This window comes from Paraglaciecola sp., from assembly GCF_039964565.1.
Taxonomy (GTDB): Bacteria; Pseudomonadota; Gammaproteobacteria; order Enterobacterales; family Alteromonadaceae; genus Paraglaciecola.
In genome coordinates, this window is the sequence record NZ_JBDVXF010000044.1 from 161,128 (window position 1) to 185,960 (window position 24,833).

At 40.5% G+C, this 24,833-nt stretch carries 27 protein-coding genes; 19 read left to right on the top strand and 8 right to left on the bottom strand.

The genetic code is table 11. The annotated features are described in order from the left end of the window. The first annotated feature begins 10 nt into the window (after positions 1 to 10). Both ABJK37_RS20440 and ABJK37_RS20445 read left to right on the top strand, forming a co-directional pair. Positions 11 to 568, top strand: a complete 558-nt coding sequence (locus ABJK37_RS20440; RefSeq protein WP_348357718.1) for a cytochrome c oxidase assembly protein — start codon at positions 11 to 13, stop codon at positions 566 to 568. A gap of 17 nt (positions 569 to 585) precedes the next feature. Beyond that, on the top strand, positions 586 to 1,467 hold the full coding sequence (locus tag ABJK37_RS20445) for a cytochrome c oxidase subunit 3 (RefSeq protein WP_348357720.1): 882 nt from the start codon (positions 586 to 588) through the stop codon (positions 1,465 to 1,467). A gap of 52 nt (positions 1,468 to 1,519) precedes the next feature. Here the strand turns inward: ABJK37_RS20445 and ABJK37_RS20450 are convergent, their stop codons facing one another. Next, complete coding sequence (locus ABJK37_RS20450) at positions 1,520 to 1,729, bottom strand: DUF2909 domain-containing protein (protein ID WP_215932944.1); 210 nt, start codon at positions 1,727 to 1,729, stop codon at positions 1,520 to 1,522. Between the two features lie 31 nt (positions 1,730 to 1,760). Here ABJK37_RS20450 and ABJK37_RS20455 point away from each other — a divergent pair, with 31 nt between their 5' ends. Genes ABJK37_RS20455 through ABJK37_RS20480 form a run of 6 tightly spaced genes read left to right on the top strand, consistent with a single transcriptional unit; the run spans position 1,761 to position 6,226 of the window. Next, complete coding sequence (locus ABJK37_RS20455; protein WP_348357722.1) at positions 1,761 to 2,483, top strand: SURF1 family protein; 723 nt, start codon at positions 1,761 to 1,763, stop codon at positions 2,481 to 2,483. Further along, entirely contained in the window at positions 2,480 to 3,046 is a 567-nt protein-coding gene (locus tag ABJK37_RS20460) for a hypothetical protein (protein ID WP_348357724.1), read from the top strand. The genes ABJK37_RS20455 and ABJK37_RS20460 overlap by 4 nt, the downstream gene beginning before the upstream one ends. 11 nt (positions 3,047 to 3,057) lie before the next feature. Then, positions 3,058 to 4,035 carry a COX15/CtaA family protein gene (locus ABJK37_RS20465; protein WP_348357725.1) on the top strand — a complete coding sequence of 326 codons (978 nt, stop codon included), beginning with the start codon at positions 3,058 to 3,060 and terminating at the stop codon, positions 4,033 to 4,035. 9 nt (positions 4,036 to 4,044) lie between these two features. Continuing rightward, positions 4,045 to 4,962, top strand: a complete 918-nt coding sequence (gene cyoE / locus ABJK37_RS20470; RefSeq protein WP_348357727.1) for a heme o synthase — start codon at positions 4,045 to 4,047, stop codon at positions 4,960 to 4,962. Next, complete coding sequence (locus tag ABJK37_RS20475; protein ID WP_348357729.1) at positions 4,959 to 5,597, top strand: SCO family protein; 639 nt, start codon at positions 4,959 to 4,961, stop codon at positions 5,595 to 5,597. The genes cyoE and ABJK37_RS20475 overlap by 4 nt, the downstream gene beginning before the upstream one ends. Positions 5,598 to 5,608: 11 nt before the next feature. Beyond that, a complete protein-coding gene (locus tag ABJK37_RS20480) occupies positions 5,609 to 6,226 on the top strand; it encodes a GNAT family N-acetyltransferase (RefSeq protein ID WP_348357731.1) in 618 nt (205 codons plus the stop codon). Here the strand turns inward: ABJK37_RS20480 and ABJK37_RS20485 are convergent. Continuing rightward, on the bottom strand, positions 6,218 to 7,273 hold the full coding sequence (locus ABJK37_RS20485; RefSeq protein WP_348357733.1) for a polysaccharide deacetylase family protein: 1,056 nt from the start codon (positions 7,271 to 7,273) through the stop codon (positions 6,218 to 6,220). The two genes, ABJK37_RS20480 and ABJK37_RS20485, sit on opposite strands and share 9 nt — an antisense overlap. A 21-nt stretch (positions 7,274 to 7,294) precedes the next feature. Here ABJK37_RS20485 and ABJK37_RS20490 point away from each other — a divergent pair, with 21 nt between their 5' ends. Continuing rightward, the gene (locus tag ABJK37_RS20490; RefSeq protein ID WP_348357735.1) at positions 7,295 to 8,632 is read left to right on the top strand and encodes an MATE family efflux transporter; all 1,338 of its coding nucleotides are present in this window, start codon (positions 7,295 to 7,297) and stop codon (positions 8,630 to 8,632) included. A 246-nt stretch (positions 8,633 to 8,878) separates the two neighbouring features. Here the strand turns inward: ABJK37_RS20490 and nfuA are convergent, their stop codons facing one another. Next, positions 8,879 to 9,457: a Fe-S biogenesis protein NfuA gene (nfuA, locus tag ABJK37_RS20495; protein ID WP_215932961.1), complete on the bottom strand. Its 579-nt coding sequence runs from the start codon at positions 9,455 to 9,457 to the stop codon at positions 8,879 to 8,881. 143 nt (positions 9,458 to 9,600) lie between these two features. Here nfuA and ABJK37_RS20500 point away from each other — a divergent pair, with 143 nt between their 5' ends. Next, complete coding sequence (locus ABJK37_RS20500; RefSeq protein WP_348357737.1) at positions 9,601 to 12,147, top strand: M14 metallopeptidase family protein; 2,547 nt, start codon at positions 9,601 to 9,603, stop codon at positions 12,145 to 12,147. Here the strand turns inward: ABJK37_RS20500 and ABJK37_RS20505 are convergent. Then, the gene (locus ABJK37_RS20505; RefSeq protein ID WP_348357739.1) at positions 12,131 to 12,808 is read right to left on the bottom strand and encodes a ComF family protein; all 678 of its coding nucleotides are present in this window, start codon (positions 12,806 to 12,808) and stop codon (positions 12,131 to 12,133) included. The two genes, ABJK37_RS20500 and ABJK37_RS20505, sit on opposite strands and share 17 nt — an antisense overlap. Before the next feature lie 62 nt (positions 12,809 to 12,870). Here ABJK37_RS20505 and bioH point away from each other — a divergent pair, with 62 nt between their 5' ends. From bioH to ABJK37_RS20520, 3 genes are all read left to right on the top strand, one after another. Then, positions 12,871 to 13,641, top strand: coding sequence for a pimeloyl-ACP methyl ester esterase BioH (bioH, locus tag ABJK37_RS20510; protein WP_348357741.1), 771 nt, complete (start codon positions 12,871 to 12,873; stop codon positions 13,639 to 13,641). Between the two features lie 84 nt (positions 13,642 to 13,725). Then, entirely contained in the window at positions 13,726 to 14,049 is a 324-nt protein-coding gene (locus ABJK37_RS20515; RefSeq protein ID WP_348357743.1) for a hypothetical protein, read from the top strand. 16 nt (positions 14,050 to 14,065) lie between these two features. Further along, entirely contained in the window at positions 14,066 to 15,037 is a 972-nt protein-coding gene (locus tag ABJK37_RS20520) for a putative metalloprotease CJM1_0395 family protein (RefSeq protein ID WP_348357745.1), read from the top strand. Positions 15,038 to 15,104: 67 nt separating this feature from the next. Here ABJK37_RS20520 and ABJK37_RS20525 read toward each other — a convergent pair whose 3' ends face one another. From ABJK37_RS20525 to ABJK37_RS20535, 3 genes are all read right to left on the bottom strand, one after another. Beyond that, on the bottom strand, positions 15,105 to 17,432 hold the full coding sequence (locus tag ABJK37_RS20525) for a Tex family protein (protein ID WP_348358238.1): 2,328 nt from the start codon (positions 17,430 to 17,432) through the stop codon (positions 15,105 to 15,107). Positions 17,433 to 17,539: 107 nt separating this feature from the next. Beyond that, positions 17,540 to 18,025: a transcription elongation factor GreB gene (greB, locus tag ABJK37_RS20530; RefSeq protein WP_348357747.1), complete on the bottom strand. Its 486-nt coding sequence runs from the start codon at positions 18,023 to 18,025 to the stop codon at positions 17,540 to 17,542. 631 nt (positions 18,026 to 18,656) lie between these two features. After that, positions 18,657 to 19,406, bottom strand: a complete 750-nt coding sequence (locus ABJK37_RS20535; RefSeq protein WP_348357749.1) for an FKBP-type peptidyl-prolyl cis-trans isomerase — start codon at positions 19,404 to 19,406, stop codon at positions 18,657 to 18,659. Positions 19,407 to 19,517: 111 nt separating this feature from the next. Between ABJK37_RS20535 and ABJK37_RS20540 the strand changes: the two genes are divergently transcribed. Both ABJK37_RS20540 and ABJK37_RS20545 read left to right on the top strand, forming a co-directional pair. Next, positions 19,518 to 20,474, top strand: a complete 957-nt coding sequence (locus ABJK37_RS20540) for a hypothetical protein (RefSeq protein ID WP_348358240.1) — start codon at positions 19,518 to 19,520, stop codon at positions 20,472 to 20,474. After that, positions 20,474 to 20,686, top strand: coding sequence for a SlyX family protein (locus ABJK37_RS20545; RefSeq protein WP_348357751.1), 213 nt, complete (start codon positions 20,474 to 20,476; stop codon positions 20,684 to 20,686). The genes ABJK37_RS20540 and ABJK37_RS20545 overlap by 1 nt, the downstream gene beginning before the upstream one ends. Before the next feature lie 113 nt (positions 20,687 to 20,799). Here the strand turns inward: ABJK37_RS20545 and ABJK37_RS20550 are convergent, their stop codons facing one another. Next, the gene (locus ABJK37_RS20550) at positions 20,800 to 21,006 is read right to left on the bottom strand and encodes a YheV family putative zinc ribbon protein (RefSeq protein WP_215932980.1); all 207 of its coding nucleotides are present in this window, start codon (positions 21,004 to 21,006) and stop codon (positions 20,800 to 20,802) included. Between the two features lie 136 nt (positions 21,007 to 21,142). Here ABJK37_RS20550 and ABJK37_RS20555 point away from each other — a divergent pair, with 136 nt between their 5' ends. The 4 genes from ABJK37_RS20555 (at position 21,143) to ABJK37_RS20570 (ending at position 24,824) form a co-directional block, all read left to right on the top strand. Continuing rightward, entirely contained in the window at positions 21,143 to 23,065 is a 1,923-nt protein-coding gene (locus tag ABJK37_RS20555; protein WP_348357754.1) for an ATP-binding cassette domain-containing protein, read from the top strand. A 27-nt stretch (positions 23,066 to 23,092) separates the two neighbouring features. Beyond that, positions 23,093 to 23,299: a DUF3565 domain-containing protein gene (locus ABJK37_RS20560; protein ID WP_348357756.1), complete on the top strand. Its 207-nt coding sequence runs from the start codon at positions 23,093 to 23,095 to the stop codon at positions 23,297 to 23,299. A gap of 233 nt (positions 23,300 to 23,532) precedes the next feature. Continuing rightward, on the top strand, positions 23,533 to 24,582 hold the full coding sequence (locus tag ABJK37_RS20565; protein WP_348357758.1) for a hydrolase: 1,050 nt from the start codon (positions 23,533 to 23,535) through the stop codon (positions 24,580 to 24,582). Further along, complete coding sequence (locus ABJK37_RS20570; RefSeq protein ID WP_348357760.1) at positions 24,579 to 24,824, top strand: YheU family protein; 246 nt, start codon at positions 24,579 to 24,581, stop codon at positions 24,822 to 24,824. Before ABJK37_RS20565 ends, ABJK37_RS20570 begins: the two co-directional genes overlap by 4 nt. Positions 24,825 to 24,833: the final 9 nt, after the last annotated feature.

Sequence of the window (24,833 nt, forward strand, 5' to 3'; positions counted from 1 at the left end):
GACATTCTTGATGAGTGAGCAGAGTACCCAAAGCAAAAATAGCAAAATGGTGATTAAGTTATTAGTCATCGTTGTGGGTATGTTTGGGTTTGGGTTTGCTTTGGTGCCTTTATATGATGTGCTGTGTGATGCGCTAGGCATTAATGGTAAAACATCAAATACCGCTGCATTGTATGAATCAGTGGAAATTGATGAGAGCCGCTTGGTAACAGTGGATTTCATCACCCGGACCAATACCGGTATGCCTTGGGAGTTTAGAGCTGAAACTAGACAAGTGAAAGTCCATCCAGGGCAACTCAATCAAGTAGATTTTTACGTAAAAAATACCGCCGTGACCGATATTGTTGGTCAAGCTGTGCCATCAGTTTCACCGGGTCCTGCTGCTTTATATATGAATAAAACTGAATGCTTTTGTTTCGAGCAACAAAAGTTACACGCTGGGGAGGAAATGTTGATGCCAATGAAATTTTATGTCGACCCTCAACTGCCTGAAAATATTACTTATTTTACTGTGCAATATACTCTATATAACGTCACTGCCACTGCCGATGTGGTTGCAATGAATTGAGAATGAAGGAGAACACAATGTCAGAAAAAGAATACGAAAAATACTATGTTCCCGCAGAAAGTCCTTGGCCCTTTATGGGCGCCGTAGCGCTATTTTTAATGGCTGTTGGGGCAGGTAATTTTGTGATTGAAAGTACTCGAGGCAAAGAGGGATATGGCGCTTATATTTTAGGTGCGGGCTTTATCGTTTTAATTGTTATGTTATTCGGTTGGTTTAGAAATCAAATACACGAGTCTATGAGTGGTATGTATAGCGCGCAATTGGGGCGTTCATACAGACAAGGTATGTCTTGGTTCATTTTTTCTGAGGTGATGTTCTTCGGAGCATTTTTTGGCGCACTATTCTACGCTAGGTTTATTTCTGTACCTTGGTTAGGAGGTGCATCAAATAACGATATGACTGGCGAAATATTATGGCCCACATTTGAAGCCATTTGGCCACTAGTACAAACACCTGGCGGCCTCACTACCGAAGCCATGCCGTGGACAGGATTACCATTAATAAATACCGTATTGTTACTTGCGTCTTCGGTGACTTGTCACTTTGCACATGTCGCGTTAGAAAATAACAATCGTGGAAAATTAAAGTTAATGCTTGGGTTAACTGTATTACTTGGCGCTATTTTTATGGTGATGCAGATTGAAGAGTATATTCATGCTTACAATGAAATGAATTTGACTTTGCAATCTGGAATTTATGGGAATACATTCTTTTTACTGACTGGTTTTCATGGTTTTCATGTAACCCTTGGCGCAATTATTCTATTTATAATGTTGCTTAGAGTATTTAAAGGGCATTTCACACCAGATAACCATTTTGCGTTTATGGCAGCGAGTTGGTATTGGCATTTTGTCGATGTAGTTTGGGTAATACTATTTGCTGTCGTCTATATCTTTTAAGCGAAACATGGATGAGAACTAAGAGCCACACGACCGTGGCTCTTAGCATTATCTAGTGGGGTGTTGGGTTTGGGGTGATAAGCCCTGTAGCAACAGCGAGCAATATAAGACCAATAATAATCGCTGATGTGAGTACTCTTCTACCTATAAATTTACTCATTGAGGGACCATTTGGATTGTCTTTGAGCATAATCATCATGGCTTTAAATAAATTGAACACCATAAACAACAGTAACCCACCAACTAGTATTTTGATTAACATCTACTTACTCCTAAAGATATCCTGAGCCGCGATGTGGACTTTTTTATCACGTTTACCCATTGTAGCTACCATAGTAACTTTTGTGTGTGTTGTCATTATGTTTGCTTTGGGAAATTGGCAATTGCAAAGAGCTGAAGAAAAAACCCAGCGATTGTTGGCCTTAGATATCGCTGGTAGAACAGCTCAGGTCGATTTACAACAAGTGTTGCAAGGCAATTTAAATAATATGCTCGATATGCCAATAAATTTTGAGGGAACCGCAGACATATCGAAATTTTTTCTATTGGATAATAAAATCCATAAAGGTAGAGTCGGTTATCAGGTATTAGTGCCTTTGCAAACCACTTCAGGCACGGTAATAGCAAACTTTGGTTGGGTCGCTGCCACTAACAACCGAAATATTTTGCCGGACATCGAAATTAATGGCGAGAAGTCTATCTATGCCGGTGTTGTATCCTTGCCTTTGGATAATGCCATGATAGAAGAAACTGCATTAGTTGACGGTATTTGGCCAAAGGTATTACAACAATCCGATCTCAATGTCATTCAGCAACATTATAAGCAAGAACTACTGCCCTTTGTGGTGTTATTAGATGCACAAGACACTTCAGATTTTGTCAGAAATTGGCAACCTGTGGTAATGGCTCCAGAAAAACACATAGCTTATGCAGTACAATGGTTTTTATTGGCATGTGCGGCGTTGACAGTATTTATTATTGCCCACAGAAATAAATTTAAAAGGAACCCAAAGTGAGTACCACCAAAAAAAATAATAAATCGATGATGTTACTACTAGCGGCTGTTTTTATCGTACCGGTATTATTAGCTAAGCTCGCGCTCGATAATGGCTGGTTTAATCAAGGTGTGACCAATAAAGGTGAGCTTATATCACCTCCCATAGATATTAATGTTCTACAGACTAAGCAGCAAGAACCCAAATGGAAGTTAATTTACATATTGCCTCAAAAGTGCAGCTTGGGTTGCGAAAATGCACTGTATAGTATTGCTCAAGTACATAGTGCGTTAGGTAAAGAGAGTGACCGAGCTGAAGTCGTCGTTATTTCCCATGAACAAAGCAATATTGAGCAACTAGCAGAACTCGCTAATAAGCAAAATGTCCGATTATTGAGTAGCGATCTGAAAAGTCTGCAACAAGTGTTTAAAGAAACTCCCACTGATGGTATTTTTATTGCTGATACCCTAAATAACGTATTTTTGCGTTATCCGTTACAAATCGATAAAGAGCAAGCCATTTTGCATAGCCGAGATATTCTGGCGGATATGCGCAAGGTACTCAAACTGTCGCGTATTGGCTAGAGGATACTTTAATGAAGAAGTTGGTATTTTTAAGCATTCTGCTGGCAATGGTTGTAATCGTACTTGGCGCATACACGCGTTTGACTGACGCTGGTTTAGGGTGTCCTGACTGGCCAGGGTGTTATGGTCATCTTAGCTTTTCAAATACCACCAAAAATATCGAAACTGCTCAACAAGCATTTCCTGAACGGCCCTTTGAAGAGCATAAAGCGTGGAATGAAATGATTCATCGTTATTTTGCCAGTGCTTTAGGTTTTTTGATCTTAGTTATTTTTATTAGTAGCCTATTTAGTCGTGCTTATAATAAACCAGTGAAATTGCCGCTTTTTCTGGTGTTTCTTGTTTGTTTTCAGGGTGCTTTGGGAATGTGGACCGTCACCCTTAATTTATTACCTATAGTAGTAATGGGGCACTTGTTAGGTGGTTTTACAGTTCTATCTACTTTATTTTTACTGTACTTGAGATTGACTCCCTACCGAATTCCCGGTGGTGATGCGCGAGTGCGCCACTATGGAAAATATGCAATTTTAGGTGTGTTTATTTTGACCGGACAAATCGCTTTAGGTGGTTGGACATCTGCAAATTACGCCGCGCTAGCCTGTACAGAGTTACCTATTTGTGAGGGAGCCTGGTATCAACGATTAGACTTTGCTGGCGCTTTTAGTATCCCTGTCGCTGAGAACTATGAGTTTGGTGCTCATGACTATGATGAACGAATGACAATGCATATTGTGCATCGTATTGGTGCCTTGATTACTTTTTTATATTTATCATGGTTAGGTCTCAGATTGTATGCTGCAGCCAGTTCTAGCTTAGTTAAAAAGCTTTCGGCCATAATGGTATTGGTTATGGGGGTACAAGTCATACTCGGTGTAAGCAATGTCGTCTTTAGTTTGCCGGTTGCAGTAGCGGTAATGCATAACGCTGTGGCGGCGTGTTTGATGTTGGTATTAGTCAACATTAGTTATACGCTGTATCGTAAAACGTAGGAGAAAAAGGTGAGTAAGGGCGTGACTTTAGGTCAACAAAACAATCAATTTAATTTATGGTCCACTTGCCAAGATTATTATGAATTAACGAAACCCAAAGTAGTGTTATTACTATTATTGACTGCTTTGGTTGGAATGTGTTTAGCCAGTGAGAGCTGGGTGAGTTGGCAGATATTCACTGCGGGGCTTATAGGTATTGGGTTTTTGTCTTCTGCAGCTGCAGTGGTTAATCACGTAGTCGATAGAAAAATTGACGGGAAAATGGCCCGTACCTTTAATCGTCCGGTAGTTAAAGGCAAAGTCAGTCCCAGAAAAGCGCTAGTGTTTGCTGCTTGTTTAACTGTTATTGGATACGTGATACTCGAATTATGGGTTAATCGCTTAACTGCATTATTAACGCTGGCTGGGCTGCTTGGTTATGCTGTGGTTTATACTATGTACTTAAAGCGCGCTACACCTCAGAATATTGTCATTGGGGGGTTAGCTGGTGCGATTCCTCCACTATTAGGTTGGACGTCGGTCACCGGAGAGATCCATGCTCATGCTTTGCTTTTGGTCTTGATTGTATTTGTCTGGACTCCGCCGCATTTTTGGGCATTAGCGATTCATCGTGAAAAAGACTATGCCAAAGCACAAGTGCCTATGTTACCCGTGACTCACGGTATCGAATTCACTAAAACCTCAATACTCTTGTATACGGTTTTACTCTGCGTAGTGTGTTTGTTGCCCTATTTAATCGCTATGACTGGGCTCATATACTTAGTAGGTTCGACCGTTTTGAATGCTGGGTTTTTATACTACGCTTGGAAGTTAAAGTTTACCGCTTCTGAAACAACCGCCATGCAAACCTTTAAATTTTCGATTATTCATCTAATGGTGCTGTTTGTAGTGCTTTTAGTCGATCATTACTTTCGGTTTTACATATGAGTAAATTGCAAGCAGGTTTATTAGCGCTTATCGCTCTGATTATTGGTATAGCGGCGGCAATTTTTATCGCGCCTCCAGCAAGTGATAAAGACACTCAATACGTGAGTCTGTATCCGGCGGCAAGAGTATTGCCAGATTTTGAGTTGCAAGACCACCAAAAACAGCCATTTACTTCGAAAAGCCTTGAAGGCCATTGGAGTTTAGTTTTCGTCGGATATACTTTTTGCCCAGATATTTGCCCGACTACTTTGGCTGAATTAAAGGGTATTTATCCAGCACTACAGGAAATACCAACAGATTTCCCTATTCAAGTCATATTGGTTTCGGTTGATCCCAAACGTGATACCCCTGAGCGCTTGAATGAATACATCAAGTTTTTTCATCCTGATTTTATTGCCGCCAGTGGCGAGCATGCGCAGTTATTTCCTTTGGTGCGGGCTATGGGCATGATGTATTCGATGTCTGAAAGTTCTGATAACCCAAATTATTTGGTCGATCATAGTTCTTCAGTGGTGGTAATCAATCCAAAAGCTCAAGTGATAGGTCGTTTTAAACCAGATTTCGTTGTGGGTAAATTACCTATTAGTGAGGGACAAAAGATATTGGCTGACATGCCAGCCATTGTTGCTCAGTAAGTCGCGAGTCTATGAACATAAGACTCGCTAATCAGGCAGATGCCAAGGAATTAGCGGCCTTGATCTTTTCTTCAGCACCGTTAGTTCTTACTGCTATGTTTAGTATCAATGAAAAATTGTCTGCAGAAAACTTTCTTGAAAGCTGTTTGTTAGGAGCTGAGGGGCAATATGGTTACAACAATCATTGGGTAGCTGTGGTAGACAATCGCGTCGTAGGCTGCGTAAGTGCTTGGCATAGTGCTCTGCCGAGTTCATTCCATCACGCTACATTAACCCAATTAACTGAATTCTATGGTGTTGCCCATACGTTAGCAGTTTTGCAAGCTAGCCAAACTCTACAAGACTGCATTCCTAAACCTCAAGAGCACGAATGGTGTATCGGACATTTTGCGGTATCCGCCGCTTTTCAAAAAATAGGTGTCGGAACGGCACTATTAAATTTCATGAATGAAAAAGCACTCAATTTTGGTAAGTCTCATTTATGTCTTGATGTTGAGAGTATCAATACCCAAGCAGTCAAATTTTATCTAGGGCACGGTTTTCAGAAAAATGCAGAATCAGGCGTAAGCCTAAGGATGAAAACCTTAGGCTTAGGTGCGTATTTTCACTTAAGTAAACAGTTAATCTAACCAGCTACCAACAGAAGTAGGGATAAAAAAAGGTTGAGAATACCAATAGAAGCGACCTTTGTTATTTTTACTGGGAGCAGTACAGTTAACCCTATGCCTGCCCGCTTGAGTAATCGAGCTAATTTGAACTGACACAGTATTTTCTGATACGTCTGTGTTAAGAGGCTGGCCATTTTGAAAGCAGGCTATTTGAAGTGATTTCATGTCAGCGGTTTTTACATCAAAAGTCATAGTTTGCTCTTGAAAAGGAAGCGCTGCCTTTGGATCTTTTATCGAATTGTTAGTCACTGGCATAGCCAAACTATTTAATTTTACTGCTAGGGTTTTAAGGTTACTGTACACGCCCGCTGCGGGATATCTGGGTAAGGCTGAAAAGTCACTATATGACGCTATGGCACCACTGTGTTGGGCAAATCCAACGTAGCCTTTTGAGCTTAATTTTTGTTTCAAGGCTTGGTCAAACTCTCCGTATGGGTATGCAAAATATTTTAGGCTATAGCCAATCTGCTGTTGCAGCATTTTTTCAGCTTCTTCAACCTGTTGCATCGTACGATTTAGCCAGTCTTGTTGCGACTCGCCTTTGCGTTTACCAAGCATGTGATTGTGTTGTTTCCCATGATTGGCAAAACTGACATTTTCTTTAGACATTTGTTTAATTTGTTGCCAGTCTAGTTGGTAATTGGCTTCACCTATTAGAGGAGGATTCACAAAAATAGTATACGGAAATGCAAATTCTTTAAGAATGGGATGTGCATTGTCATAAATGTTGTCATAACCATCATCAAAGGTGATAACCACGGTTTTGTCTGGCAACTTTTGTTTGTTTTGCAGGGCTTCCACTACTTGTTTTAAAGGTAAAACGTTATGGTTGTCTGCCAAATATTGCATATGTTGACGAAACGTTTGTTCTGAAACAGATGTCGATTTTGGGGTAGTGCTACTGACATGGTGATATAGCAGTATCACTGCATTGTTAGTTGCCCACGTATTTAAGCTAATCAGCGCACATGCTAAAGTGACTGTAATCAATCTCCAATTTTTCCCCATGAATTTCCTAACGATGACTAAATGACACACAATACTACTCTATCAAACTTCTTTCAGATTAGTCTGCATCAAAAAATTATTGCTATAGCGATACCGATGATCTTAAGTAATGTGACTACACCCTTGATGGGATTGTTGGATACCGCAGTGTTGGGGCATATGCCAGGCACACATTTTCTGGCTGGGGCATCGGTTGCCACTTTGGTCATTACTCAACTGTATTGGTTATGCGGTTTCTTGAGAATGACCAGTACCGGATTAAGCGCCCAGGCAAAAGGTAGTGCAGATCCACTTAGGCTCAATCAAAGTTTGTTTCAAGGCATGTTGATTAGTTTCTTGCTGGGTTGTTTGTTGTTGTTAGTGAAGGATAGTATTTTGAGCTTGGGGCTATTTTTTGCTGACGCAACTCCCATAGTCGAAAATGTCATATCCGAATATTTTTCTGTGCGTATATGGGGCGCACCTGCAGCAGTGCTGAATTTGGCTTTAATAGGTTGGTTAATCGGGCAGCAAAAAGCCAAACAAGTATTGCTTATTCAAGTTCTAGCAAATCTAATAAATTTGGCTTTAAACCTTTGGTTTGTGTTTGGACTCGAGTTAGAGGTTTTCGGGGTAGCGCTGGCTAGCGTTTTTGCCGAATATTTTATTACCATAGTGAGTCTGGTAGCCGCGCTGAAGGTTATTGGAAAACCCATAGTTCAAAAAAAGTGGTTCTCGGTTACCTATTTGCGACCCTTGTTGTCCCTCAACGGCGATACGTTTTTTAGAAATCTGCTATTACAAGCCTGTATCGCCTTTCTGATTTTTAAAGGCGTGGGCTTTGGTGCTACTTCAGCCGCAATCAACGCAATCTTAATGCAATTTTTCACATTAATAGCACTTGGCCTAGACGGTGTCGCTTATGCCGCAGAAGCATTAGTCGGTGAACAAAAAGGCAAAAAAGATTCCAAAGGTATTGTTCACGTGATTTTACATGGGTTACTTTGGTCCAGTATTGTGGCTGGATTGTACTCTTTGATTTTTGTGGTTTTTGGCACTGAAATTATCGCCATAATAACGGATCAAGCCAGTCTGCAAATCGCCACGTATGACTATCTAAACATTGTTTATTGGTTGCCTCTTATTGCCCATTGGTGTTTCTTTTTTGATGGTGTTTTTGTGGGATTAACAAGGGCAAAAGCAATGCGAAATAGTATGTTGTTTTGTGCTGTGGTGATTTACTTTCCGGCTTTCTGGTTGTTTGTAGATTTTGAAAACAAAGGGTTGTGGTTGGCAATGTTGCTATTTTTGCTAACAAGAGGAATAAGCTTAGGCGGATACTTTATTTATCTTTGTCGAACTCAGAAGGTGGCCGTATAAAGCTACTGGTCATTCGGTGTGCCAGAATACCAAGGTAACCTCTGATAGAATAAAGGCTACCTACTGCCAGTAGAACTAGTCCAGGAATTTGAATAATAGGCACAAACTTTGTCCCTATTATTATGAGTGCTGCGCCTAAACAAAAAATGCCTAAACCGCGTTTAAAAAAAGCCCAGCTTTTAATTGGATCTTTGCCTAAACGCTGTAAACAGTTAATGTTTTTGTCCTTTGGCAGTTGCTACTTAATCAATAGTAAGAATGTTCGCCAGCTTGATGTTCTGTCGCGTCTTTCACGGCTGTTAATTCACCTGGAAACTGTTCCAACATTTGTTTTTCAATTCCATCTTTTAAGGTGACATCTACTTGCGCACAACCGTTACAACCTCCACCAAATTGTAATACTGCTTCTTTTTCTTCGGTGATTTCTACCAACATCACTTTACCGCCATGGCTCGCAAGTTGTGGATTGATTTCGGCTTCAATCATGTAAGTCACACGTTCGGCTAAAGGAGCATCGCTATCCACTTTCCGTGCTTTTGCGTTGGGAGCCTTAAGTGTGAGTTGTGACCCCATTTGATCAGTAACGAAATCAATCTCAGCTTCTTCAAGAAATGGCGCACTTTCTAAATCTACTACCGCATCGAAGCCATTAAATTCCAACACTGTATCTGACTCTTCAACAGCATCTGGTGGGCAATAAGACACTCCACATTCTGCACTAGGCGTCCCCGGACTGACTACAAACACACGTATGTTAGTGTCTGGCTCTTGGTTCGCAAGCAACTTACAGAAATGTGCTTGCGCTGTTTCTGAAATGTTAATCATGGACTATGTACCTCTAATATTTGACTGCCTGCATAATACCAAAATTACCTGACTAAAACACTCAGGTAATCATTTTTCCTTATGTTAATTTAAACTAAAACGTGCGACTATTTTTGTAAGTATTGGTTATTTCGGCGGATTTTATGGATTACGTATATCGAATTTTTGCGTGTTTTTTGTTATTTAACAGTGTTCAAGTAGTAGCCGTAGTTGATTCCGAATACTTACCAGTCAATACGCAATATAACATAGAGATTACTACTCCGACTCAAGCATTAGGTGCACCTGTGGGCGAATGGCATGTGCGCCATGATCAGATAGTTAATTACATGCGTATCTTAGCGTTACAATCTGATCGCGTCAGCTTGGTGGAAACTGGGCGCACCCACGAAAACCGCCCGCTATATTTATTGGCTTTTAGTGCTCCTGAAAATCAACAAAAATTAGCCGATATTCAAGCTAAACATATTCAAAACCTAGGCCAGTCTACTGATAAGAATGATCCGTTAGTTATTTGGATGGGTTACAGCGTGCATGGAGATGAACCTTCGGGTTCAAATGCGGCTCTGTTAATTGCTTATTATCTTGCTGCCGGTAACAGTGAACTAATCAGTCAATTACTTGATGACAATATTATTTTACTTGACCCAAGTTTGAACCCTGATGGTCTCGCAAGGTTTGCGCAATGGGCGAATATGCACAAGAGTCATAACCTGGTTTCTGACCCTAATAGCCGAGAACACCAACAAGCGTGGCCTTCAGGAAGAACTAACCACTATTGGTTTGATTTAAACCGAGATTGGTTGTTGTTAACTCATCCTGAGTCACGGGCAAGAATCAATCAGTTTCATCAGTGGCGTCCCCACGTATTAACTGACTTTCATGAAATGGGTACTAACAGTAGCTACTTTTTCCAACCCGGTATTCCATCAAGGAAAAATCCATGGACGCCGCTTAAAAACGCAGAGTTGACGGCTGCTTTGGGTGATTTCCATGCTGCGGCGCTGGATAAAACTAAACAGCTCTATTTTACTCAAGAAAGTTATGATGATTTTTATTATGGTAAAGGTTCTACTTATCCAGATGCCCACGGCAGTATTGGTATTTTGTTTGAACAAGCCAGTAGTAGAGGACATTTGCAAAACTCAACCAATGGTCCCTTGGCATTTTCGGATACGATTCAAAATCAAGTGACAACCTCGATTTCAACTTTCAAAGGTGCTTTAGCAAATAAGTCGGCGATTCTTGCTTATCAAATTGAGTTTGCCAAGCAGACTAAAATGTTAATTAAAGACGATGAATTCTCTGGTTATATTCTGAATGAAAAGTCCGACCATTTTCGGTTTTCTACGATGCTAGAGCTGTTATCTTCTCATCAAATTCAGTATTTTCCTTTGAGTAAGGATGTAAAGGTAGAGGGACAATTGTTTGATTCGATCCACAGTATGTATGTGCCTCTCGATCAGCCTCAATATCGACTAATTAAGTCACTATTTTCAATCCGTAAATTTTTTGATGACAATACCTTTTATGATGTATCGAACTGGAATTTACCTTTAGCCTTTAATATTCGATATCAAGCCGTAAAGCGCGAACCAAAGCTTGATAAACAGCTAGCTAAAAAGTTACCAAAAGTTACCCCAAAGCTTTCGCTAGGAGCTTATGCTTATGCATTTTCATGGGAAAATTATCAGGCTCCTAAACTATTACAACGCTTATTAGCCCATGATGTGAAAGTAAAAGTCGCGGGAGAAGCGTTTTTTGCAAGTACAACTCAAGGTGGCATGAGCTTTTCTTCAGGAGCCGTGCTAATCCCCTTATCTCTGCAACAACCAGATGATTTACTAGAGATAATCAACTCTCAGAGTGAGGGAATTGATATTGCGATTCATTCGGTGACGTCAGGTTTAACCCGTCAAGGTATAGATCTAGGTAGCAGAAAAATGCTCAATGTGAGTGAACCTAAAGTTTTGTTAGTGGGCGGGCGCGGTACGTCTCAGTATGAAGTGGGAGAGGTATGGCATTATCTCGACCAGCACGTGGATATGCCTGTTTCAATCACCGATTTAAAGCAATTAGGAAAATTTCCGTTAGAAAGCTATACCCATATAATTTGGGTAGAAGGTAGCTATAAAGAAGTACCTGATAAAACAGTCAGAAAAATCGAAGCGTGGTTGAAGTCAGGAGGTATAATTATTGGTCAAAAATCGGCTGCAAATTGGTTTGCGGAGCAAAATTGGCTTAAGACCAGTTTTAAGAGTAAAAACGAGATCAACTCGGCATTTGAGACAACGGGTTTAGCGTACAAAGATCAGGATGGACTTAGAGCCAAACAAAGAATTGCTGGTGCCGTATTTGAAGCTCAGTTGGATTTAAGTCATCCCTTAGCGTTTGGCTATACCTCAAAAGTGTTACCTATGTTTCGCAATAGCGCTTTAGTGATGCGTCAACCCGACAGAGCCTTTGTCACAGTAGCAAGCTACGTGAAATCGCCGCTCATGGCCGGCTATACCGCAGAAGAGTTACAAAGGCATATTTCAGGCAGTGCCGCAGTTGTTTCCCATAGTTTTGGAAAAGGCAAGGTTATAGCTTTTGCTACGAATGTAAATTTTCGGGGCGTTTGGTATGGCACCAGTCGTTTGATGAGCAATGCAATTTTTATGGCTGGATTGATTAACGCACAAGGGTAAGGCAAATACTCCAGATATCTATTCTTAATTGAGGATTGTGTTTACGCAAACTTTGATAAGCACAGTTCATCGTGCTGCCCGTGGTAATAACGTCGTCGAATAAAACGATGTGTTGGTAATCTTGCAAGCGTCGTTGTGACTTTTCATCTACTACAAAGGCGTTACGCAAATTTTTGCGCCTTTGTGCCGCTGATAAGTTGGTCTGAGCCATAGTGGATTTTTTCCTGCTAATGATCGACGGATCCATTTTTAACTGGCAGAGCTTACAAATTTGCGCCGCTAACACTATGCTTTGGTTGAATTTTCTGTATAGATATCGATTTTTATGCAAAGGCATAGGTACAATTAACTGCGGTAAATTAGGCATAGAAGATAAGCAATGTTTGACAAAAAGAGCTGCCAAAGCGTGAGCATTTGGGATCTGTTTCGAGAATTTTAATCCTGTTAGTAACTTAGACAATGGCCACTGATAATCGGCAAGAGCCAAAACAACGGGAAATTCCACCTTTGCCAATCCAAAGCTCACTTTCGGAGATAGCATCAAGTTATGTTGGTACCGGTCAATATCAAATAAGGTAAGATCATCAAAGCAATATTGACAAATCGAAGTGTCGCTAGATTGTTTACACAGCAAACAATTTTGAATATCAGTGAAAATCACCTTGGTTGTCGTCCCTGCGTGAACTGTAACTATTAATACCCCTGAGGTTTAGTGTAGAAGAAATGTTGAAGGTTTTAAAAATAACGACTCAAGGCAGTGGCAAAAATTTGGTCTTTTTACATGGCTGGGGCGTGAATAGTGGCGTTTGGCAGCCACTTATAGAAATACTCAAAGGTGAGTTTTGTATCACTACTATTGATTTACCTGGATACGGATTAAATTATCAACAATCGCCTACTCCATATAACTTGGAAACTGTTGCGACTATGGTGGCAGACCAGCTTCCAGAGAACTGCATTCTTATTGGTTGGTCTTTAGGTGGGTTAGTTGCCCAGCAAGTAGGGTATCGTTATCCACAAAAACTCAAAAAATTGATTCTAATTTGTTCTAGTCCTAGGTTTTCCAAAACTATATCGTGGCCTGGAATTGATCCTAAAATTTTGGATTTATTTACTCAGCAGTTGCACCAAGACCCAACTAAAACGCTAGCACGCTTTTTGGCAGTGCAAGCTATGGGAAGCGTGAATGCCAGACTAGAAGCAAAAACTATCAAACTTGCAGTGCAAAAATACCCCGTGCCATCATCAGTGGCATTAGCTGAAGGCTTGCAGTTATTACAAAATATTGATTTGCGAGAACAATTCAGCACATTATTGGTTCCTTGTCAGATATTCTTAGGTCGTTTCGATACCTTAGTGCCTAAAGAAGTCGCACCTCTAATTAAACAATTGAATGCTAGGGTATCCATCGATTTTATTTCCGATGCGGCCCATGCTCCGTTTATTTCAAACACTGAGAATTTCGCAAAACACCTATTAAAGGCAATTGATTAACGAATAAAGCGCGGTAATGCTATGAAAAAATCTAAAAGTGGTTAATAATTATACATGAGAGGTTAAGGTATAGAGGTACAGGTAATGAACATCAGTAACAACGTAAATGTTGCGATTGTAAGCGGTACTATTGGTTTGCAAAAAGCTTCTGATGGAATTACACAAAATGCTTCTAACCTAGCGAATCTATCAGCCGTTACTGCGCCGTCTAATGACCCCCAAGAGTTTTTGGCAAATGCTACGTTAAACCAACTCGATGCAATTAAACAAACTCTTCCGCAAACTAGTGATGGCATTACCTACGACATAGTTGGTTTGTCAGTCAATCTGAATAATGCACAAGCTTCTGCAAAAGTAGTTGATACCGCAAGCAGTACTGTCGGCACTATTTTGGATATTTTGGCTTAGTTTCGGCCGACGCCTTATGAATATTGTCCCTCCCGTCCCCACTCCTACAGTATTTAACGTTGGCACCGTTAATACTGAGTCAGTGCGAAAAGACAATACTCTTCGAGAAGCGGTACCGCAGTTAACGTCCGGAGAAAAGTCTGCAGCTGAAACCGGTGTAGGCTCCGAAGCTGACAAGGCGAAAACACCAGGTAAATCGTCTCAACCTCTAACCTATGAAAAACCCGTTCCGCAAACCGGCCAGCAACTCGATACACAAAGCGACACGCTACAAGATAACGGGCAAGATGCCAGTGCAGGAAAAGAAAATGCAGAAGATAGGCAGCAGCAACAAGCTGAACAACAGCAAATCACTGAGTTAAAACGGCGTGATGCTGAAGTTAGGACTCATGAACAGGCTCATGCTTCCTTGGGAGGGCAATACGCGAGCTCCCCCCAGTATGAATATGAAACAGGCCCTGATGGTAGAAGATATGCAATAGCGGGTGAAGTTTCTATTGATATATCAAAAGAGTCAACTCCAGAGGAAACGCTTCGTAAAGCGACGCAAGTTAAAGCCGCAGCCTTGGCTCCCGCAGAGCCAAGTGTACAAGATTTACGTGTTGCAACCGAAGCCACTCAAATAGCCCTTGAAGCACGTACTGAAATAGCGAGTGAAAAAGCCCAAGAAGCGCTCGAAGCCTATAATCAAGCTGTACCAGACCTTCAGAATAATGAAAAAACGCAACAAGATTCTGGTATCGATAGCCCGCCTTCACTTGAGGATATCGTTGAAGAAATAGAGATTGATATTCCGACTCGTTCATTGGACTCTAATGAGTCAGAAGCCGAAGAGAAAAACGCCACTGGGCTAGATTTTGATTTACATGATGTCAGTGAGTTTCTCAAAAATAGAGATTCAGATATTACCCGTAGGGTGTCAGTGATTGAACATTTCTACAAACAAGTAGCTAATCCTCGCGCCGAAGGCTTACAACAGTATTCGTAAAACTTACGGTTATTAACAATAAAACAAGCCCTCGAACGAGGGTTTGTTGCTTTTAAGCCTGTTAATCTTACTTGTTTTTCGCTTTGGCAAAAGCGTCAGCAAATGCATTGCCCATCATTTGATTGGATTGCTTAGGTTGTGATTGCTGTTGATTACTTTTAGCTGGACGGTTGTGAGGCTTTTTATCGGACGTGTGTTTACGTGGCGACTGCTTCGCTGGTTGATTAGGTGTATCACCCATTCGCATAGTAAATGAAACACGTTTTCTGTCCACATCCACTTCCATTACTTTAACTTTGACGATATCTCCGGTTTTAACAATATCTCTGGGATCAGAAATAAATTTATCTGTCATGGCGCTGATATGCACTAGTCCATCTTGATGTACACCTACGTCTATAAATGCCCCAAAGTTGGCCACGTTACTCACAACGCCTTCTAAAATCATACCAACTTTTAAATCTTTCAAGGATTGCACGTCATCTTTAAAGTTGGCTGTTTTAAATTCTGGGCGAGGATCGCGGCCAGGTTTGTCAAGTTCGCTGATTATGTCAGTTACAGTTGGGAGGCCGAAAGAATCGGTTACAAACTCTTCAGGTTTGAGTCTTTTTAGAACATCGGTATTACCCACAATATCGTTCATTGCTATACCAGCGTGCTGCACGATAGAGTTTACTACTGGATAAGCTTCTGGATGCACTGCGGATGCGTCAAGAGGATCATCTCCTCCCATAATTCGCAAAAAACCTGCCGCCTGCTCATAGGCTTTTGGCCCTAGCCTTTCGACTTCAAGTAGCGTTTTACGGAGTTTAAACGCCCCGTGTTGATCGCGGTAGCTGACAATATTATTGGCTAAGGTTCGATTTAAACCTGATACATGACTAAGCAAAGCACCAGATGCTGTGTTGATGTCAACCCCAACAGCGTTTACACAGTCCTCAATCACCGTTTGGAGAGATTGACCTAAATTACTTTGGCTCACATCGTGTTGATATTGTCCAACACCTATAGCTTTAGGTTCAATCTTGACTAATTCAGCAAGAGGGTCTTGTAGGCGCCTTGCTATTGAAACCGCGCCACGCAAAGAAACATCCATATCCGGTAGTTCGTTCGAAGCTAGTTCAGAAGCAGAGTAAACCGAGGCTCCTGCCTCACTGACGATAATTTTACTTACGGCTAAGTCAGGATTTGCCTTGATCATTTCTGCCACTAGTTTATCGGTTTCTCTTGAGCCCGTACCATTACCGATACTGATAAGTTGCACTTTATGTTGTTTACATAAGGTCGCAAGGGTTCGTAGCGATTTGTCCCACTGATTTTGTGGAACATGAGGAAAAATAGTCGAGGTCGCCAAAACTTTGCCAGTGGTGTCTACAATCGCTAGTTTTACACCGGTTCTTAACCCCGGATCTAGGCCCATTGTCACCTTTGGACCAGCAGGAGCAGCCATTAATAAATCGTTTAGGTTTTTGGCAAATACATTAATCGCATCTTGCTCAGCTTGTTCACGCACCGTGCCAAATAATTCGTTTTCCATATGTAATAGTGTTTTAACTCGCCAAGTCCATTGCACCACTGACGCCAACCATGAGTCTGCTGGTCTGTTAGAAAATTTAATATTGAAGTGCTCGGCTATAATTTGTTCGCAGTAGGAGCTTTTATCATTTTCGTCCTTTTCGGGATCAGCATCTAAACTGACTTGCAGAAATTTTTCGTTGCGCCCTCTAAACATGGCCAAAGATCTGTGGGAAGGGACTTTTCTCAACAATTCAGTATGTGAAAAATAGTCTTTGTATTTACTACCTTCAGTTTCTTTGCCAGCGATTACTTGGCTTTTAATATGAGCGTGTTTGTTTAAATACTGACGAATTTTTTGTAGTAATTGAGCGTCTTCTGCAAATCGCTCCATTAAAATGTACTTGGCTCCGTCTAAGGCTGACTTAATGTCTGTTATATCACTGGTTTCGTTCACAAATGCTTGGGCTTCGGATTCCGGTGTTAATTCAGGATTGTTAAGTAATAAGTTAGCTAGTGGTTCAAGCCCTTGTTCAATGGCAATTTGACCTTTAGTACGACGCTTGGGTTTAAAGGGAAGATATATGTCTTCTAACTCAGTTTTATTTTCAGCGTTTAATAAGCTAGTCATCAATTCAGAAGACATTTTCTCTTGTTCTTCGATTGATTTTATAATGACTTTTCGACGGTCTTCTAAATCGCGTAAATAGGTCAAGCGCTGCTCTAATTTTCTCAATGCTATGTCGTCAAGGCCGTTGGTGGCTTCTTTTCTATAGCGAGCTATAAAAGGTACTGTAGACCCTTCATCAAGTAATTTTACTGCTGCTTGTACCTGTTGCGCTTGAACTTGTAACTCTTGCGCAATTTTTTCCACTATCATCATCGAAGACCCTGTATGTCATTCATTTTTTAATTAAGCCCTTATATAAGGGTGCAAGCCCGAAATTACCAGCATTTGATCAATAAAAGTGACAATAATATCAATTCCTATTTAAATGCATCTTTGTAGCGAATTGAATTAATAAACCATTCTTTGGTGCCGCTGGGAGTGTTAACAATACAAGTGTCATCTACAGACTTTTTGATAAGGGCTCTAGCCATTGGGGAGTCGATAGATATGAAGTCCTTATCTTCACCATAAATTTCTTCCGGACCGACGATACGAAAGTTTTTAACTTCGCCTGCTTCATTTTCAATCTCTACCCAAGCACCAAAAAACACTTTACCATTTTGTGCTGGACTATGGTGCACAACCTGAAGTTCTGGGAGTAGCTTTCGTAGAAATCTAACACGCCTATCTATCTGGCGTAACAATCGCTTATTGTATTGATAGTCAGCATTTTCTGAGCGGTCTCCAAGGCTCGCCGCCCAGCTTACAATTTTTGTGATTTCAGGGCGCTTTACCTTCCATAAATGTTCGTGTTCATCGTAGAGTTTCTTGTAACCTTCAGGTGTGATTAACTTGGTCTTCAATTTTGAATTTAGCTCAAAATATAGTTGGAATATGTCAATTATAGGTTTTCTTGGGCTTTTACCAAAGGGCCTATTCTCGAATAGATTCAAACTTTGCTAAAGGCAGTAGACGATGAAGAAAAAGTTGCAACATTAAGTGGTAATAAAAACACTTTTATTAGTGCAATTTATTCCAAAAAAATGTCTAAGTTTGCCTTATCAAAGTGCCGTTATCGACTATGCTTAACACTAATCAAAGTGCAGTGAGTTTTAATCAAAAATTAACTCAACCCCATACTCAATAAATACTTTGATGAACCTAGCGGAAAAAGCGTTGCCCTTTTTTTGTTAATTATAAAGTCAACTGAAATTGAGAGAGAAAGTCATACTACCTTTAAACTTGGCAACAATTGCTTTGAGGTAAAAACAATATTAGAAATTTAAGTTGAAAGTATTTAAGTCGAAAGACAAAATTTAACAGTTCTTAAATTACCCGGTTAAATCGGGATAAATAGCCCTTTCGAAGGGCAACAAAGTGAGGGAATAAGGTTCAGCAAGGAGAATAGCTGATTATCAAAATGATAAAGTCGAGCCGGCCACTGTATAGTGTCCGGCTTTTTTATTGGGTGATTATGATTACCTCTAATTGAATTTACTTTGTTGCAGGTTTATTTGATTCGATGACGTCTAATAATTCGACCTCAAATATTAAGGTTGAATGACTGCTAATTTCACCCGTCGACCGGGCACCATAGGCTAGGTTAGAAGGCACATAAAATTTGTATTTTGCTCCCACACTCATTAGTTGTAGCCCCTCTGTCCAACCTTTAATCACACGGTTTAAAGGAAAAGTGGTGGGTTTATTTCGAGCAAATGACGAATCAAACTCCGTCCCATCTATAAGTGTACCCAAGTAGTGGACAGTCACTGTATCTGAAGCTGCAGGTTTACGCCCTTTGGCATTTTTAAGCACCTCATACTGCAGGCCAGAATCGAGCACTATGACATTTTCTCGTTTAGCGTTTTCGGTTAAAAATGCTAAACCCTTGATTTTGTTTTCCTTACCTTTTTGAATTTTTAGTTCGATTTGTTTTTCTGATACCAAGGTTTCTGCTTGCTGAGTGATGGACTGGATGTCTTCGTTATTTAGTTGAGATTGATTTTGTAAGGCAGCTATGAAACCTTTTAGAATCATATTTTTATCGTATTCAACTCCAATTGCTTTGTGATTAGTGAGCTTCTCTTTAACTATTTGGCCGATGCTAGCGCCCATAGTATACGAGCGTTTTTGTAATTCAGTATCAAGGTCGACCTTTTCCACTTTCATAGGATCAACAAGTGGCTGACAGGCACTTAAGGTTAACATTGAAACAATCAATACAATGATTGAGGCCATTTTCATTATAAATCTCCAACTAGCAGTATGTGATTGCCACATAAAACACATATACTAAACAGCATATAGCAAAAGAGAAATACATTGGGCACACACTCTACAAACTTTTATTTCGCAATCTTACTCTGTGTTACAACACTCTTAAGTTGTGGTGGGGCAAGTGACAAGCCTGTGAGTTCGTTTCGCCTTGCTGAGGGCGGATCACATGCGTCAAAAATTTCTGCAGATAATACTATTGCCGTTGTTTCGAGTATAGAGAATGGTATTACTGTTTGGGATTTGGTAACCAATGAGCGGCGATTCGTATGGCAGCATCAGGATGATGGTAATAACTCAGTAACGAATATTCATATTGCTTTTGATAATTCATACGTAGTGACTTCGGATAGAGAAGCATTTGCGCTGTGGAATTTGAATATAGGAGAGCCTGAAGGGTTTTGGCGTATCGATGAGTCCAGTATTCGGGATATTGCCGTTGCAAACCAAGGCCGAGGAATTCTGGTTGGCCGTGGCAGTGGCAAAGCCATGTTTTTTGAACCTTTTACCGGCAGGCGATTAGAGTTTTTAGGTCATCAAGAAAAAATTAATAGTGTGGATATATCGCCAAACGGTTTTTTTGCATTAACAGGTGGTAACGATTACTTAGCGTATTTGTGGGATACCCGAACGGGTCAAGTTATTCACAAGTTCGAACATACCAGTCGAGTCACTAAGGTGTCGTTAGATGATTATGGGCGTTATGCATTTACTGCTGACAGTAAGCGCGACGCAAGGATTTGGGATTTAGTTACCGGCAAAGAAGTCAGCAATTTACAATATATGGCAAGACAAAGAATTTTCACAGTCGCGGTTTTTTCTGATGATGGCAAGTTTCTACTAACAGGTTCCCCAGCAAGAAGAATCAACCGTTGGGATGTGAATTCGGGTAAAGAGTTAAATGAATGGCGCGTAGCAGCCCGCGAAGGCAGTAAACCCGCATCGGCAGTTTTGCATTCAGTCGGGTTTCTGAATGAAAGCGAAATTATTTCAGAAAGTAGCAGTGGTCTATTAGAAAAGTGGAAGATCGGAAATTAATGAAGACAGTACAAACAGATATTGAACAATTACAAATGAAAATAGCTTTTCAAGAAGACACAATTGAAAGCCTAAACCAAGCTCTTATTGAACAACAAAAACAAATCGATGATTTGCAATATCAGCTCAAACAAATGGCCTCTAAAATCAGTGCCATCGAACCGAGTAATATGGCCTCAGAAAAAGAGGAAATGCCACCGCCACATTACTAATAGTCTTAAACCTAAAAAGGTAGTAGGTAAATATTCTGCAGAAGTATAAAAAGCCAATTGTTCGTGAACAGTTCAATCAACAAGCCTAACGACTGCGTTACTAAGATCAAAAGCTATTCCGGCTTAAACACCCCAATTACACTCTCGCTAGTTCGGGTGGCCTTTGCCACTTTTTTATCTGCCTGTGATTCGGAGTAATTACATTTAACGCACTGCAATTTTTCTACATTATTTTCAAAATACAGCATGATTGTGTCAAGTGCGCGGCATTTGGGGCAAGTTGCACCTGCAACAAATCGTTTTTTTATTTTGTTAACCATGGTTTAAGAGATTTTTTCGGTTGCTCATCTTGGTATGATACTCCTATTCAATTTTGAGTGTTATCCCGTATTGGTGTCAGTACCAAAAAATACAGACTCAATCCTTGGGTTAACTAAAAGTTTTTAACAGGTTTTCATGATCCAATTTTCAGATGTTTCTTTAATGCGTGGTAGTAAAGTACTGCTACAAGATGCCAACGCTACTGTGTATCCCGGTCACAAAGCAGGTTTAATCGGAGCCAATGGTTGCGGTAAGTCGAGTTTGTTTGCTTTGATAAAGGGAGAGCTACATACCGAACAAGGGGATTTTAATATCCCTAAAAATTGGCAAATTGTCTCCGTTGCCCAAGAAACGCCAGCTGTAGATCGCTCTGCACTGGATTATGTCATTGACGGTGATAAACAATACAGAAAACTACAAACTCAACTTATTTCAGCAGAAGAAACTCACAACGGGGAACAAATAGCTCATTTACATGGCTTGTTAGAGCATGTCGGTGCATATGATATTGATGCCCGTGCAGCCACTATTTTAGCTGGTCTTGGTTTTGCCAATGACGCAATGAAAAATCCAGTGTCTGACTTTTCGGGTGGTTGGCGGATGCGTTTGAATTTGGCACAAGCATTGTTATGCCATTCTGATTTATTGCTGTTAGATGAGCCAACTAACCATCTCGATTTAGACGCGGTAATTTGGTTAGAAAAATGGTTGCAGCGTTACGCCGGTACTTTGATGTTGATTTCTCACGATAAGTCCTTTCTAGACAGTACGGTAAATGAAATTATTAGTGTTGAACAACAACAACTGATCAGTTACACCGGCAACTACGATGCCTATGAAAAGCAACGTGCCGAACGTTTGCGTTTACAAAGCTTGCAATACGCGAAACAACAGGATCAAATTGCCCATCTCGAATCCTTCATCTATCGCTTTGGTGCCAAAGCAAGTAAAGCTAAGCAGGCACAAAGCCGCGTTAAACAGCTGGCGAAAATGGAAACCTTATTGCCCGTGATGGCCGCTTCTGAATTTAGTTTTGAGTTTTTCACTCCTCCTAAGTTACCGAATCCATTAATAAAAATGGAGCAAGTTAAAGTAGGTTATGGCGACACTGTTATTTTAGAGAAGCTTCACTTGAATTTGGTGCCAGGTAGTCGAATTGGTCTGTTAGGGAAAAACGGAGCGGGAAAATCGACATTAATCAAATTGTTAGCTGGTGAAAAGACTCCTATAGAGGGCATTTATGAAACCTCTGCCGGTTTACGAATAGGTTATTTCGCCCAGCATCAATTAGAGTTTTTACGTGGTGATGATTCGGCATTGGCCCATATGCAACGATTAGATAAAAAAGCTACCGAACAAAGCTTGAGAGATTATTTAGGTGGTTTTGGGTTTCGTGGTGACAGTGCTTTGAGCAAAGTCGCTCCTATGTCTGGCGGCGAAAAGGCCCGTTTGGTTTTGGCATTAACCGTTTATCAAAAGCCTAACCTGCTGTTGCTAGATGAACCAACCAACCACTTAGACTTAGATATGCGCCACGCACTCAATATGGCATTACAAGGTTTTGAAGGTGCCATGGTGCTGGTCTCACATGATAGGTTTCTACTGGCATCAGTTTGTGATGACTTCTATTTAGTGGATTCAAAACAAGTGCAAGCTTTTGATGGTGACTTAGATGATTACAAAGACTGGATCCTAAAAGGGGATAAAGGCACAGATAAAAATTTAAACGCTACCAATGAAAAAAATTCAGCGAAACCCGACCGCAAAAATACTAAACGTTTAGAAGCAGAATTTAGACAAGCAACTAAACCAATGAGAAAAGCCATTGAACAGTATGAAAAAAGCATGGCTGATGCTCATAAAAAATTACAGTTGTTGGAAGAGCAACTTAGCGATACCGAAATCTACAGTGCCGAAAACAAGCCACAACTTAAAAAAGTATTGGCTGACCAAGCACAGTTAAAATCCAATCTGGAAGAAACAGAGATGCAGTGGCTCGACACCCAAGAGCAGTTAGAAATTAAACAGCAGGAATTTGAGCTACAAAATGGCACTTGATAAAATTAGATTACGACATCTATAAGCATGCAAAGCCCGATTACAGGTTATCACTTGGATGAAGATAATGACTGGGTGGCTGAATTGGCTTGCGGCCATTTTCAACATGTCCGTCATAACCCTCCATGGGTAAGTCGCCCTTGGGTTACCAGTGAAGATGGTCGAAAATCCATGCTTGGTCATAAACTGACATGCAAAAAATGTGATATGGACGCGCCTAGAGATAGTTTCTAGTGATGTTTGGATAATGATATGTGGATGATATAGTGAGGATTTTGTTTAGAGTTGTATCGTCAATGGTATAGATAACTTTTTCGGTAGTACCTTCTAACTTTAGTCGAACAATGTCAGCTATTTTATTATTCTTATTTTTAACGGTTTCTGTATCGCGATGAACTAAAAAAGATTTTTATGTTTTAGTTCAATTGATGTACCTTACTCTAATAACTATGTAACTTTAATAATTGATGTTCTCCAAGTCTCAAACCAATCAAAATGTCCGTTATGGTGAAATTGTCGAAAGTGACTTTGTACCACCTTGGTGGGCTAAAAATAGACATGTACAAACCATTTTCCCGCGTTTTATACAAAGACGCGCTAAGCTAAATTATCGAAAGGAAAAATTAGCACTGCCTGATGGGGACTTCGTCAATTTAATTTGGGCGGGAGATGTTCAAAAGTCTTCAGGCTTAATCGCTATGTTTCATGGTTTAGAAGGCTCGATTCGTTCTCACTATACTAACGATATGATGGCGAATTTTGTCAAACAAGGTTATTCCGTGGTGCTAATGCATTTTCGTGGCTGCGGTGGAGAGCAGAATATCACTCCCAAAGCTTATCATTCTGGTGAAACCGGAGACGCTTGGTATTTTTTGAATTGGCTTGAGCAAAAATTTCCCGAAACACGTAAAGCGGCCATGGGTTTTTCACTAGGTGCAAATATGCTGCTAAAACTACTCAGTGAACAGCCTAGGCAAAAAATCATAAGAGCTGCAATGGCTGTGTCTACTCCATTTAATTTAGCGCTATGTGCAAGTAGTATTAATCAAGGTTTTTCAAAAGTTTATCAGACCTATTTATTAAAAAGCATGGTTAACAACTTGCTGATTAAGATGCGTAGTATCGACTATGGAAAGTTGCTCAATGTTACAGAATCACAGATTAAACAGTTTAGAAGTTTTCGAGACTTTGATGAAAATATCACTGCACCACTACATGGATTTGCAGGCGCAGACGATTATTATCAAAAATGTAGTGCGGTAAACTTTCTCAATGGCATTGCCACACCTACTTTGGTTGTGCATGCCAAAGACGATCCTTTTATGCACAAAAGCATAGTGCCGGCATCCAATACGCTATCACCTAGTGTATGCCTAGAAGTGAGTGAAAACGGCGGCCATGTAGGTTTTATGCAAGGTACGCCATGGCGACCTAAAATTTGGATGCAGCAAAGAGCCAACTCTTTCTTCAAGCCTTTCATTGCAGATACAGAAGTATTTTCTGGTGATCCAATATGATTATCCCTCTTGCCGATTTGAATGAAGAGACGTTACTGAACATTATTGAAGGTTTTGTCTTACGCGAAGGTACTGAATACGGAGAGGCAGATGTGTCAATGCAGCAAAAAGTACAACAAGTTCTGAAACAGCTAAACTCTGGTGAGGTGCTATTAGTCTACTCTGAATTACATGAAACGGTGAATATCATACCTAAACAACAGCTTGGAGAGTTTGAATTATCGGAAACTCTCCAGCAGTAGCTTGTCAAT